The 12,246-nt window shown below is 71.3% G+C and carries 14 protein-coding genes; 2 read left to right on the top strand and 12 right to left on the bottom strand.

The window, feature by feature from the left end:
- On the bottom strand, window positions 1-405 hold the full coding sequence (locus AB0D49_RS20185; protein ID WP_362758972.1) for a BlaI/MecI/CopY family transcriptional regulator: 405 nt from the start codon (window positions 403-405) through the stop codon (window positions 1-3).
- Window positions 406-557: 152 nt separating this feature from the next.
- Here AB0D49_RS20185 and AB0D49_RS20180 point away from each other — a divergent pair, with 152 nt between their 5' ends.
- Both AB0D49_RS20180 and AB0D49_RS20175 read left to right on the top strand, forming a co-directional pair.
- On the top strand, window positions 558-1,133 hold the full coding sequence (locus AB0D49_RS20180; RefSeq protein ID WP_362758970.1) for a TerD family protein: 576 nt from the start codon (window positions 558-560) through the stop codon (window positions 1,131-1,133).
- 19 nt (window positions 1,134-1,152) lie between these two features.
- Window positions 1,153-1,386 (top strand): twin-arginine translocase TatA/TatE family subunit, encoded by a 234-nt coding sequence (locus tag AB0D49_RS20175; protein ID WP_362758968.1) that lies wholly within the window; start codon window positions 1,153-1,155, stop codon window positions 1,384-1,386.
- A 130-nt stretch (window positions 1,387-1,516) separates the two neighbouring features.
- Here AB0D49_RS20175 and AB0D49_RS20170 read toward each other — a convergent pair whose 3' ends face one another.
- From AB0D49_RS20170 to AB0D49_RS20120, 11 genes are all read right to left on the bottom strand, one after another.
- The gene (locus tag AB0D49_RS20170; protein ID WP_362758966.1) at window positions 1,517-1,876 is read right to left on the bottom strand and encodes a hypothetical protein; all 360 of its coding nucleotides are present in this window, start codon (window positions 1,874-1,876) and stop codon (window positions 1,517-1,519) included.
- Window positions 1,877-1,923: 47 nt separating this feature from the next.
- Entirely contained in the window at window positions 1,924-2,739 is an 816-nt protein-coding gene (locus AB0D49_RS20165) for a sulfotransferase (protein WP_362758964.1), read from the bottom strand.
- 113 nt (window positions 2,740-2,852) lie between these two features.
- Window positions 2,853-3,728, bottom strand: coding sequence for an amidohydrolase family protein (locus tag AB0D49_RS20160; RefSeq protein WP_362758962.1), 876 nt, complete (start codon window positions 3,726-3,728; stop codon window positions 2,853-2,855).
- A gap of 30 nt (window positions 3,729-3,758) precedes the next feature.
- The gene (locus AB0D49_RS20155; protein ID WP_362758960.1) at window positions 3,759-4,562 is read right to left on the bottom strand and encodes an aldolase/citrate lyase family protein; all 804 of its coding nucleotides are present in this window, start codon (window positions 4,560-4,562) and stop codon (window positions 3,759-3,761) included.
- A 19-nt stretch (window positions 4,563-4,581) separates the two neighbouring features.
- Window positions 4,582-5,778, bottom strand: coding sequence for a DUF5624 domain-containing protein (locus tag AB0D49_RS20150; protein WP_362758958.1), 1,197 nt, complete (start codon window positions 5,776-5,778; stop codon window positions 4,582-4,584).
- Between the two features lie 66 nt (window positions 5,779-5,844).
- Window positions 5,845-6,948 (bottom strand): hypothetical protein, encoded by a 1,104-nt coding sequence (locus AB0D49_RS20145; protein ID WP_362758956.1) that lies wholly within the window; start codon window positions 6,946-6,948, stop codon window positions 5,845-5,847.
- Between the two features lie 82 nt (window positions 6,949-7,030).
- Complete coding sequence (locus AB0D49_RS20140) at window positions 7,031-7,261, bottom strand: hypothetical protein (protein WP_362758954.1); 231 nt, start codon at window positions 7,259-7,261, stop codon at window positions 7,031-7,033.
- The gene (locus tag AB0D49_RS20135; RefSeq protein WP_362758952.1) at window positions 7,258-7,992 is read right to left on the bottom strand and encodes an ABC transporter ATP-binding protein; all 735 of its coding nucleotides are present in this window, start codon (window positions 7,990-7,992) and stop codon (window positions 7,258-7,260) included. The genes AB0D49_RS20140 and AB0D49_RS20135 overlap by 4 nt, the downstream gene beginning before the upstream one ends.
- Entirely contained in the window at window positions 7,989-9,815 is a 1,827-nt protein-coding gene (locus AB0D49_RS20130; RefSeq protein ID WP_362758950.1) for a branched-chain amino acid ABC transporter ATP-binding protein/permease, read from the bottom strand. Before AB0D49_RS20130 ends, AB0D49_RS20135 begins: the two co-directional genes overlap by 4 nt.
- On the bottom strand, window positions 9,812-10,696 hold the full coding sequence (locus AB0D49_RS20125; protein WP_362758948.1) for a branched-chain amino acid ABC transporter permease: 885 nt from the start codon (window positions 10,694-10,696) through the stop codon (window positions 9,812-9,814). The genes AB0D49_RS20130 and AB0D49_RS20125 overlap by 4 nt, the downstream gene beginning before the upstream one ends.
- Complete coding sequence (locus AB0D49_RS20120; protein ID WP_362758946.1) at window positions 10,696-11,919, bottom strand: amino acid ABC transporter substrate-binding protein; 1,224 nt, start codon at window positions 11,917-11,919, stop codon at window positions 10,696-10,698. The genes AB0D49_RS20125 and AB0D49_RS20120 overlap by 1 nt, the downstream gene beginning before the upstream one ends.
- Between the last annotated feature and the right edge of the window lie 327 nt (window positions 11,920-12,246).

The following is a 12,246-nucleotide window of genomic DNA, read 5'->3' as shown; positions in this document are numbered from 1 at the left end:
TCAGCCCTCTCCGCCGCGCGGGTCCGGCTCGTCGTCCCGGGCCCGGCCGAGCAGATCGCGCAGCAGCCGTTCGTCCTCGGGCTCCAGCGCGGTGACGAAGCTGGCCAGCACCGCTTCCCGGTTCTGCTCGCCGTCCAGCACCTTGCGCATCTTGCGGGCGGCGAGTCCCGCCTCGTCGGAGGCGGGCGTCCAGGCGAACGAGCGCCCGGCGCGCTCCCGGGTGACCGCGCCCTTGTCCAGCAGCCGGGTCAGGATGGTGATCACCGTGGTGTACGCGAGACCGCCGCCGAGGCGTTCCTGGACCCAGCCCGCCGTCGCGGGTCCGTCCGCCTCCCGCAGCACGGTCAGGACCAGTACCTCCAGCTCGCCCTGCCCCCGTCGCCGGGGACGCCGGTGATCCGTCACGTCCTGTCTCCCTTCCGCTGCCGTGCGCTTCGCAGGCGGTCCATCGTAAGGACACCTGACGCCCGCAGCGCGCCACCCCACTTTTCTACAGTGCTGTAGAGTCGCATGGACCGCTGTGACTACGCAGAACAGCTCGAACGAGGAGGACGACTGTGGGGGTTTCGCTGTCCAAGGGCGGCAATGTGTCGCTGACGAAGGAGGCGCCGGGGCTGACGGCGGTCCTGGTGGGTCTCGGCTGGGACGTGCGCACCACGACCGGCGCCGACTACGACCTCGACGCCTCCGCGCTGCTCCTGGACGCCTCGGGCAAGGTCGTCTCCGACCGGCACTTCATCTTCTACAACAACCTCACCAGCCCGGACGGCTCGGTCGAGCACACCGGTGACAACCTCACGGGTGAGGGCGACGGCGACGACGAGTCGGTCAAGGTGAACCTCGCCGGGGTGCCCGCCGAGATCGAGCGGATCGTCTTCCCGGTCTCCATCCACGACGCCGAGAACCGGGGCCAGAGCTTCGGCCAGGTCCGGGGCGCGTTCATCCGGGTGGTGAACCAGGCGGGCGGCGCCGAGATCGCCCGCTACGACCTGTCCGAGGACGCGGCCACCGAGACGGCGATGGTCTTCGGGGAGCTGTACCGCAACGGCGCCGAGTGGAAGTTCCGCGCCGTCGGCCAGGGCTATGCCTCGGGTCTGGCGGGCATCGCCGCCGACTTCGGCGTGAACGTCTGACACGGGGGGCGGGGTCGGCGTGTTCGGTCTGAGTGAACTGGCGGTCGTGCTCGTCGTGATCGCCGTGGTGATCGCCGTCAAGAAGGGCCCGGAGCTGGCCCGTTCGGCGGGCAAGGCGGCCCGCGTCCTCAAGGCGGAGGGCCGGGCGATGAAGGAGACGGACGACGGGCGCCCGGAGCGGGAACCCCGGGTGATCCCCGGCGAGACGGTCACTCCGCCGGGGCCGCGGGCTCCGGAGGACGGCCGCCACTGACGGGCGGGACCTGAGGACCGGGACCGCGCGCGGGACGACGCAGGATGTCGTCCGGTGCGCGGTCCTTGTCGTGGGCGGGCCTTGCCCCTGTCCCAGCCCCCGCCCCAGCCCCCGCCCCCGCCTCGCGGAGCTAGCCCGTCCCGCCCGAGTGTGCCGGTGCCGTGGTCCGTCGGGGCGCGGGTGTGTGCCCGGTCAGCACGGTGTACGCCGTCGCCGCCGCGTCGGCGGGGTGCGTACCGGGCGGCAGGGGCACCTCGATGCAGCGGGTGCCGCTGGCCGCGTGGCGGGCGAGGACCGAGGCGGGCGGACGGGTGGCGGTGCCCGGTGTGATGGCCACGATGCCGTTGCGGGCCAGCACTTCGGCGAGCAGTCCGGTGCGCTCGGGTGTGCCGTCGACGATCTCCACCCGGCGCCGGTCGGCGGTCAGTCGGGCGGCGAGGGCGCAGGCGGTGGCGCGGCGGTCGGCGAACGAGGGTCCGGTCACCCACACCGTGGCTCCCGGGCAGGTACATCGGCCCTCGGGGCCGTCCGGCCCGGTCAGCACGGGTATCCCCAGGCGCGGCTGACCTCGCGCAGCGCCTCGGGCACGTCCTCGGCGGACGGCAGCGGCCGGGCGTGCTGGATCTTCCCCGACTTGATGTTGTCGCTCCAGTCACCGATGAACGGCACGAACGGGCCGTGGTCGCCCTTGCGGTAGTCGAGCATCCGGGCCGTCCAGGGGACGCCGACGAACGCGCAGATGTCCTGGGTGATCTGTTCGGGCCGCTCGGTCAGCTCCTCGTAGCGGACGGTGAAGCCGGGCAGGGCGCCGCGCGCGGCCTCGACGCCCTCGACATAGCCGCGCACCTCACGGACGGTGGCGTCCAGGTCCCGGTCGGGGCGGTTGTTGATCAGGGAGCTGACCATGGACGCCGGGTGACGCAGCAGAAAGATGTAGCGGGCGTCGGGCCAGCCCTCGTGCAACCGCTCCCACACCCCCGCGTTGCCGGGGGTCTTGTCTACGATGACCCGCTTGCCGCTGCGCAGCAGTTCCCGGTGCATGATCCGGTCCCAGAGCAGATACTCCAGCTCCCGTTCGTCGAGGTCGAGCTGTTGCATCGCCTTGACGGTGTAGGGCTTGGTGAGGCCGATCGACAGGGTGCGCAGATGCATCTCGTGCGGGGCGCGGATCTGCGGATGGCTGTTGAGCAGCACCCGCAGCAGGGTGGAGCCGGAGCGCACCGAGGACAGCACGAACACCGGGTCCGGGACCAGCCGGCGGGCCGACTCGGGCACCGGCGGAGCGGACCAGCTCCGCATCCGCCGCCGCACCCCACGCGCCACCCGGCGCACCCGCGGGCCCACCACCGTCATGTCCTGCCTCCCTCTGCCCCCCCGGTTGCCTGAGACTTCACCTTCCCCCATCCGGCTTTGACTTGCCTGTGACCGCCGCATGGTTACGCCCTGGGACGCGGAGGGGGCCGCTGTCAGTCGGCGTAGAAGAGCCGTTCCGGGGTCTCGACCAGGATGCGGTGGCGGTCGGCCGGGTCGGGGGCCCAGTCGGCGAGCAGATTGAGGTACGCCCCCGTGTCCCGTCCGCCGTCCGTCAGATGGGGCCAGTCCGAGCCCCACACCAGCCGGTCGGGACGGGCGGCGACCAGGGCGCGGCCGAGCGGGACGGTGGAGGAGAGCGGCTTGTTCCCGGCGACCCGGTAGGCACCGGACAGCTTGATGTGGCAGCTTCCGTGGTCGAGGACCCGGACCAGCTGCGCGAAGTCGTCCTCGGTCAGTCCGTCGGACTCCTTCATATATCCCAAGTGGTCGATGACATAGGTGTCCTCGAAGTCGGCGAAGAACGGCAGCAGGTCCCGTACGACGGTGCCGGGTGTGTAGAACTGGAGGTGCCAGCCGCGCGGCCGGGCCCGGTCCGCCATCGCGCGGATGTAGCCGATGAGGTCGGCGAGCGGCCAGGAGGCGCGGGCGAACAGGTCGAGGCGGATCGCCCGCACCCCGATGCCGTGGTACTGGTCGAGTTCGGCGTCGGTGGTGTCGTCGTCGATCCGCACCACGCCCCGGCAGCGCGGGCCCGCCGCCTTGAGGACGTCGACCAGCAGGCTGTTGTCGTCGCCGTAGTAGGTGGGCTGGACCAGCACCATGCGGGTGATACCGAGCCGTTCCATGGCGCTCAGATACTGCTTGAGGGTGCCGTCGGGGAACTGGTAGAGGGGGCTGGGGCCGACCGGGTAGCCGGTCTCGAAGACATGGAAGTGGGTGTCGCAACTACCCGGGGGCACCTCGAACACCGGCTGGGTGAGGGTGTCGGCGGGGCGGACGGGAGTGGGTTTGGGCAGGTCGGTGGGCATGGCGGCGGTCTCGCTTCCTGGAGGCGGTGTCTAGGAAGGGGCGGCGGTGAAGGCGTCCAGGGCCTGGCGGGCGCGGAGGTCCGCGGCCTCGTGGAGCAGGGCCGTGTCGGTGCCGGTGATGCGCAGCGGGCACACCCCGAGCGGCACCAGGTCGTCCATCAGCTTCCGGTCGCCGATGCCGCCGAGGACCATCAGCTTGCCGTGGCGGCGGCAGGCGTCGGCGACCTGGGCCACCGCGTCCCGGACGCGCGGGTCGCCGTACTGGCCGGGGACGCCCAGTTCGGCGGTGAAGTCATTGGCGCCCAGGGCCAGCATGTCGACCCCGTCGAGTGCCGCGATGGCGTCGGCGGCGGCGATGCCGCGCGGGGTCTCCAGCAGGATCTGCACGACCGTGTCCGCGTCGGCGGCGGGGTTCATGGTGGCCGCCGGGATGGGCCGCATGGCCAGCTGGGGCACCATGTTGGTCTGGGAGCGCTGCCCGCGCGGCGGGAAGCGGCAGGCGCCGACGATCCCCCGGGCCTCCTCGGCGCTCTCCACACGCGGGGCGACGATCCCGTGCGCGCCGCCGTCCAGGAGGCGGCCGATCATGCCGTACTCCCGCTCCGGGACCCGGACCAGGGCGGTCAGGCCCAGAGTTCCGGCGAGGACGCACAGTTGGGCGGCGGTGTCGGTGGACATGGCGGAGTGCTCCAGGTCCAGCATCACCGCGTGATGGCCGGTGGACGCCGCTATCTGGAGGGTGTCGGCGGTGCGGGCGGTGCGCACGGTCATCATCAGGGCGGGTTCGCCCCGGTGCAGCCGGGCCAGCAGCGCGTTGTGCGGGGGGTGGGTCATCGTGGGGTCTCCCTGCGGGTCAGGCCGCCGCCGAGGCGGAGCCGAAGGCGGGATAGGGCTCGTTGTCGAGGCCGGGGACGACGACGGCCGACGGGTCGTTGTCCTGGGCGATGAGCTGCTGGGCGGCGTAGTCGGTGACGGCGCCGGAGAGCAGTTGGCGCGGGTCCTCCATGACCAGCCGCAGCCGGGTCACCAGGGAGAGCCAGTCGTCGGTGGAGCGGATGGCGGGCTGCTCGCCGACCAGGGCGCCGCCGTCGGTGACGGTGTACGGGCCGGTGGTCTCGTCACCGGGGTCGAAGGCGGGGTAGCCCTCGAACATGGCACCGCCGAGTTCCACGGTGACGCGGGTTCCCGCCCACAGCCGGCGCAGTTGTTCCTCCACCGCCGTCACCTCGCCCAGGTCGCCGTCGACGGGGGTGGCGAAACCGGCGGCGTGCGGGGCGATGTAGAGGTGGCTGAGCGGGAGTTTGCCGCGGGAGGCGGCGAGCACCATCCCGGCGACGCTGTTGGTGCGCCAGGTGACTCCGGCGGTGGGGCGGCCGATCTGGCCGACGACCACCACCATGGCGCGGGCCCAGTCGACGCCCTGTGCGTCGAGCCAGCCGATCAGCCGGTGCGAGGTGTCGAGGCCGACCAGGAAGAACGTGGCGACCATGATGCGGTTGAAGGACACCGGCACCTCGGGGTGGCCGTCCTCCAGGAAGGTCTCGCGCAGGGTGGCGTGGTGCAGATACCGGGCCGGTTCGGCGAGCGCGCGCCGCAGATAGCGCTCGGTGATGGCGCAGGCGTAGTCGACCATGACCGCGACGGAGTCCTCCCGGCCGCGCAGCGCGACCGTGCCGATCCGGTCGCGCCACAGGGCGGGGCTGTTGGCGGCGCGGGCCCGCCGGGTGCGGCGCAGCAGCATCTCGGCGTCCGTACGCCACACTCCGTCGGGTTCGGTGCGGTACAGCTCGACCAGGGAGGCCAGCGCGGTGCCGAGGTGGGAGACGGCGGCCAGTTCCTTGAAGCCCCGGTTGCTCAGCCGGTAGGGCAGCACGGTGGGTGGTACTCCGTCGCCCGGGTACAGCGCCATGTCGGCTCCGGTGACCACCAGCAGCGGGTCGTGGGAGCGCCCGCGGGCGGCGCTGGCCCGCAGATGGGCGCCTATGGAGTCGGGTCCGGCGGTGTACGCCGTGAACAGGTCGACGAGCTCGGGGCTCTCGTGGTCGGACATCTCATCTCTCCTTGACCGCGCGGCGGTCGCCGGGACAGGTGGTCGCCGGGAACGCGGGGCGCGGCATCAGTCCGTGAAGCGGTAGACGCGTACGGCGGCGGAAAATCTGAGGTCGGCGCTGAGGGCGTTGCTCTGGACGATGAGCGGGCCCTCGGCGCTGTCCAGGACCTCCAGGTCGGTGCCGCCGGTGGTGGGGAACTCCTCGGCGAGTTCCAGCCGGCCGTGCTCCCAGCGGTAGATCTGGGAGTCGAGCGCGGCGGTGGGGTCGGCCGGGGTGCCGTGGATGAAGTTGACCCGGATCAGATAGAGGCCGCGGCCGGTGCGGACGACTGCGAGTTCCCGTCCGCCGGGTCCGTCGAGGAGTTGGTGCTCGGTGAAGGTGCCGGTGGCCCTATCCCAGCGCAGGAGCTGGGACGGGCCGTCGATCCGGGCGACGGCGAGGTACGGGCCGCGGTCGCCGTCGGGGGCGTCGAAGGTGGTGAAGGCGCGGCCCCCGGTCGGGACGAGGTCCTGGTGCGGGGTGAAGCGGGTGCCGTCCCAGCGGTGCAGGACGCTGGGGCCGATGTGGTCGGCGTGGGCGAGGAAGTGCTGTCCGTCGACGGTGAAGGCGTGCCAGTTGTAGCCCCACTGGGAGTCGATGTCCTGGAAGTGGACGAAGCGGGTGCCGTCCCAGGTGTAGAGGGCGGAGGGCCGGTTCTGGTCCTTGGTGTGGGGCAGGGCGACGCCCTGGGCGAGGGCGAGGAAGTGGCGGCCGTCGACGGTGAAGTGGCGCCACTGCTTGGCGGCGAAGCCGTCGAACGCCTGGAAGGGGGTGAAGCCGTCGCCGGTCCACTCGTGGACGACGGAGGGCACCGTGAAGTCGTAGGGGCCGGCGCCGCTGCGGATGCTGGCGACGGCGAGGAAGGTGCGCTCGCCGATGGTGAAGGGTTCGGCGTCCTCGCCGCCGGGCGCGGTCAGGCTGCCCCAGGGGGTGAAGCGGTCGCCGTCGCGGCGCAGCAGCAGCAGTTCGGTGTCGCTGTCACCGCCATTCATATGGGCGGGGGTGCCGGGGACGTCGTAGGCGAGCTGGGGGACGGCGAGCAGGTCGAGGTCGCCGACGCGCAGCCGGTGGACGGCGCGGGCGCCGGAGGCGGGGATGTCCTGGAGGGGGGTGAGCAGGCGGTGGGTCACGGCGACTGGTCTCCGTCGGGGCGGCAGGGGGCGGCGGGCGGCCCGTGAATGGGGCCGTCCTCGGGTGGTGGTGGTGCGGGGTTCACCCCGGGGGTGAGTGCGGGGCACCGAGAGGGGTGTGACGGTCGTAGGCGCGGGCCAGTGGGGACAGGTCGTGTCCGGCGGCGCCGCGCCGGATGAGGGCGGCGCTCTGGGCGCGGGCGGCGGGCAGCAGTCTCAGGGGGACGTCGAGCCGTTCGGCGAGCAGATGCCGGGCGACGGGGAGGGTGGGCGGGTCGCCGCCCGCCAGGCCGGCGCGGGCGGACCGGCTCATGACGGCTCGCCGCCCCGGGGTGCGGCGCCGAAGAACAGCTGGGCCATGTCCGGGTCGGCGAGCAGGGCGTCGGCGTCGCCGGTGTGCAGGACCCGGCCGCTCTCCATCACCACGGCGTGCTCGGCGAGGGTGAGTCCGAACCGTACGTTCTGCTCGACCATCAGGACGGTGACGCCGGAGTCCTTCAGGGCCCGGATGGCGTCGGCGAGCGCGGCGCACGCCTTGGGGTCGAGGCCCAGAGTGGGTTCGTCCAGCAGGACCACCCGGGGGCTGAGCATCAGGGCGCGGGCGAACTCGACCGTGCGGCGCTGGCCGCCGGACAGGGAGGCGGCCTTGTCCGCGGCGCGCTCGGCGACCAGCGGGAAGATCCGGGTGATCTCCTCGTAGCGGGTCCGGTTGCGTTCCTTCTCGCGGCGCCGGGTGTAGGCGCCCAGCATGACGTTCTCCCGGACGGTCATGCCGGGGAACAGGCCATGGTGCTGGGGGACCTGGACGACGCCCCGGCGCAGGATGTCGCCGGGGCTGCGGCGGCTGATGTCGTCGTCGCCGATGCGTACCTGTCCGGAGCGGGGGTTGAGCAGTCCGCTGCACACCTTGAGCACGGTGGACTTGCCCGCTCCGTTGGGGCCGACGATGCAGGTGATGTCGGCGGTGGGGGCGGTGAGGTCGACGCCCCGCAGGATGTCTCCGGCCTTGCCGTATCCGGCGACCAGTCCGGTCAAGGTGATCATGCGTCAACTCCCGTGGCGGCGTGGCTGCCCGCGCCCGGTGTGTGGTCGCCGAGGTACGCCTCCAGCACCGCCGGGTCCTGTTCGATCTGGCGGGGCGGGCCGCTGGCGATGACATGGCCCTGGGCGAGGACATGGATGTGGTCGCAGAGGGACAGCACCAGGGGCATGTTGTGCTCGACGATCAGCACGGTGGTGCCGGCGGCGTTGAGCTTGCGGATGATGTCGGCGAGGCGCTCGATGAGGGTCGGGTTGATCCCGGCCGCGGGTTCGTCGAGCAGCAGCACCTCGGGTTCCAGCATCAGGGCCTGGGCGAGTTCGATCAGCTTCTGCTGGCCGAAGGAGAGGTCGCCCGCCTGGTGGTCGGCGTACTCGCCCATGCCGACGAAGTCCAGCCACTCCCGGGCGCGGGCGGCGGTCCTGCCGCTGATCGCGGAGTCGGCGAGGCGGCTGGTGGAGAAGGTGCGGCTGGGGACGGCGAGGTTCTCCAGCGCGGTCAGGTGCGGGAAGATCCGGGTGGCCTGGAAGGTGCGGGCGAGCCCGTGGTGGGCGTGGAGCCAGCGGGGGGTGCCGTCCAGGCGTGTCCCGCCGAGGTGGATGGTGCCGCTGTCGGCGGCGAGGCTGCCGTCGAGCAGGTTGAACACCGTGGTCTTGCCGGAGCCGTTGGGCCCGATCAGGCCCGTGATGGAGCCCCGCCGGACGGTGAACGAGCAGTCGTCGACCGCCGTGACCCCGCCGAACGACTTGCTCAGGCCCTCGACCTTCAGCAGTGGCCCGTCGTCGGGCGCCTCGGTGCGCGGGGTGAGCGCGGTGGGCGGCAGCGCGGCGGGGGCGGTGGCGAGCCGGGCCCCAGCGAGCGCCTTGGGTCCGGTACGGCGCAGCCGGGCCAGCCAGTCGACGCCCTCGGTGAGCACTCCGCGCGGGAAGAACAGCACGATCGCGGCGAGCAGCGCCCCGTAGATGATCAGTCGCCAGGAACCGGCGTCGGGGCCGGACAGGCTCTGGTTGGTGAACTGGTTGAGCGGCTCCAGCAGGAAGGCGCCCAGCACCGGGCCCCACAGGGTGCCGACGCCGCCGAGGTGGGCGGCGAGCACGATCTGCATGGCGATGACGATGTCGAACATCGACGCCGGTTCGAGGAAGGCGATGTAGTAGGCGTAGACACCGCCCGCGACACCGATGGGGAAGGCGCTCGCGGCGAAGGCGAACATCTTGTACCGGTCGGTGCGCACCCCGATGCCGTCGGCCTTGGACTCGTCGTCGCGGATGGCCATCAGACCGATGCCGAAGCGGGAGCGGCGGATCGCCCAGGAGCCGAGGACGGTCAGGCCCAGCAGGATGAGCAGGTAGTAGTAGAACGGCCAGTTCATGAAGGCGCGGTCCCAGGTGGGCAACGGCAGGTTGAGTCCGTGGTTGCCGTTGGTCAGGGACGACCAGTTGGCCGTCAGCAGGGCCGTGAACTCCAGGAACGCGAAGCTGATGATGACGAACGCGGCGCCTCGGGTACGCCGGCCGACGAGTCCCAGCAGCATGGCCGACAGGGCCGCCACCACCCCGCCCACCGGGGCGGCGACCAGTGGGTTGACTCCGGTGTGGATGGAGATCAGGGCGGTGGTGTAGGCGCCGAGGCCGAGGAACGCGCTCTGGCCGAGCGAGATGTAGCCCGCGTAGCCGGAGATGATGTTCCAGCCGGAGGCCATGATGGCCAGCAGGAACGCCATGATGGCCATGTTCTGCCAGTAGGCGTTGTCGGACACGACGGGGAAGAGGGCGAGGGCGACGGCGGCGGCGCCGATGCCCGCGGCCTTGAGTCGGGTGGTGTTCATGCGCGGCTCATGTCCTCTCGCAGCCGTGTTCCGAGCAGGCCCTGCGGGCGGACGACGAGCACGACGATGATGGCGATGTAGGGCACCGCCACGGCCCAGTCGGGCGAGACGTAGGTGGAGGTGAGGGACTCGGCGACGGCGATGACGACGGCGCCGAGGACGCTGCCGGGCAGACTGCCCATCCCGCCCAGCACGATGATCGACAGGGTGAGTCCGATCCAGTGGTCGGCGGAGCTGGGCATGAAGGGGTAGAGCACGCTCAGCAGGGAGCCGCCCGCCCCGGCCGCCGCCACGCCGATGGCGTAGGCGGCGGCCCAGGTCTTGCGGACCTCGATACCGATCAGCCGGGCCCCTTCGGAGCTGGCGGCGGTGGCCTGGATGGACCGTCCCATCCAGGTGCGGCGCAGCAGCAGGTACAGACCCGTCAGGACGACGGCGGCGACCAGCCAGGAGTAGACCATGGCCTGCGGGAACCGCATCCCGAGCACGCTGAACGACTCGTTGGCGTAGCCGGGGGTCACCGAGTGTGGGGCATTGCCCCAGATCAGCGCGATGACACCCTTGACGACCAGGCCCAGGCCGAAGGTGGTGACCAGGGCCATGGAGGGGTCGGTGGTGCGGGACCGCTCGATGAAGATGTAGTAGGTGACCCAGCCGACGATCAGCAGCGACGGGGTGGTGATCACCGTCAGCAGCAGCGGGTCGATACCGGTGGCGTCCCACAGCGAGTAGGTGAGGTACGCGCTGAGGATGAGCATACTGCCCTGGGCGATGTTGACCACCCGCATGACCCCGAAGACCAGGTTCATGCCGGAGGCGGCCAGCGAGTACACCCCGCCGATCAAGAGCCCGAGGATGAGCGCTTGAAAGAACGTCGACACTACGACCACCCCGGCTTGGGGTTGACCGCCTCGGTCACCGTCTTCTGACTCTCCGGGAGGACGAACTGCAACTCGCCCTCCTGCCACTGGGCGAGCAGCATGTCGCCGTCCGGGACACCGCGTTCGTCCCAGCGCAGGCTGCCCACGATGGTGGAGACCGGGTGGGCGTGCAGCCAGTCGGCGAGGGCGGTCTGGTCGAGGCTGCCGACGTTCTCCACGGCCGCCTCCAGGACCTGCCCGGCGGTGTACGCGTTGGCGGCGTCGTCGGTGGGCGGGGACCCGTAGGAGTCGGTGTACGCCTTCACGAACTCGGCGTTGCCCTGGTAGGTGGAGGCCGGGCTCCACGCGGTGGTGGTGAAGATGCCCTCGGTGTTGGCCGCGCCGACGGCCTGCGGGTAGGAGCCGACGAGGCTGGGCGCGTTGGTCTGGAACATCATGTCGGGGCTGAAGTCCTGCTTCTGGAGCGCCTTGACGAGCCCGGCGCCGTCGTTGGCGGCGACCGCGCCGTGCACGATGAGGTCGGGTTCCTCGCGGGCGATGGCGCTGGCGATGGGGTCGAAGTTGACCGTCTCCGGGGCGTACTTCTCGGCGTAGACGGACTCGACGCCCAGCTCGGTCAGCCGCTCGCGGAACTCCTCGATGGTGACATCGGTGTTCGGGTCGTCCTGGGTGGGATAGGCGGCGGTCTTGGGCCGCTCGGCGGCGGGCAGCGACGCTATGTAGTTCACGAACTGCTCGGGCAGGTCCAGGGAGGTGCTGGGCTGGGCGAAGAAGAGGTACTCATAGCCCCGCTCGAAGATCTCGGAGGCGCCGCCGGAGGGTTCGACGTAGAGCATCTTGTTGCGCTCGGCGACCGAGGACGCGGGCAGGTTGAGCTTGGAGGAGAACGTGCCGAGCAGCAGGTCGACCCGGTCCTGGCTGATCAGCCGGTTGTAGTTGCTGACCACGGTGTTCTGGTCGAATCCGTCGTCCAGCACCTTCAACTCCACCTGGCGGCCCAGCAGTCCGCCGTCGGCGTTGACCTGCTCGACCCAGACTCGGTAGCCCTCGTAGGCGGGTTTGGAGGCGTCGGCCACGGGGCCGGAGAGCGGCAGTGAGATGCCGATGGTGATGGGGCCGTTGGTCGAGCCGGAGCCCGAGCCGCACGCGGCGGCGGTGGCCATCAGGAGAGCAGCGGTGCTGAGGGCGGCGTAACGCCGTCCGCCTCGGCCGATTCCTGGCATGAGACCCACCTTCAGTCGGTGACAGGTTCTGATGGTGTGCTGGGACAGCCCCTCGGTCTGGTGCAGTGGTGAGCGGCTCAGCCCCGGTGGGGTTGGGGCGGCGACGTCCGGCGTGGCGGCGCGTCGGTCGGGGTCGGGGATCTCCGGTGGCCTGTCCTGGGCACGGTGGGGATCTCCGGGGACGCGGGTGGCGTCCCAGTCGGCTGAGGCTGCGGACCCCTGGCCTTCATGTGCAATGTATACATTGCACATGAAGGGTCGGCAAGACATCGCGCAGAGGATCTGGAGGGAATTCCTCTACTCCGCGGTAATCCCATGAATCCCCTG

Origin of the sequence: Streptomyces sp. NPDC048290 (assembly GCF_040652095.1) — a bacterium.
Taxonomy (GTDB): domain Bacteria; phylum Actinomycetota; class Actinomycetes; order Streptomycetales; family Streptomycetaceae; genus Streptomyces.
Note: the sequence above shows the minus strand (reverse complement) of the source record. Positions and strands in the feature narration are given on the sequence as shown.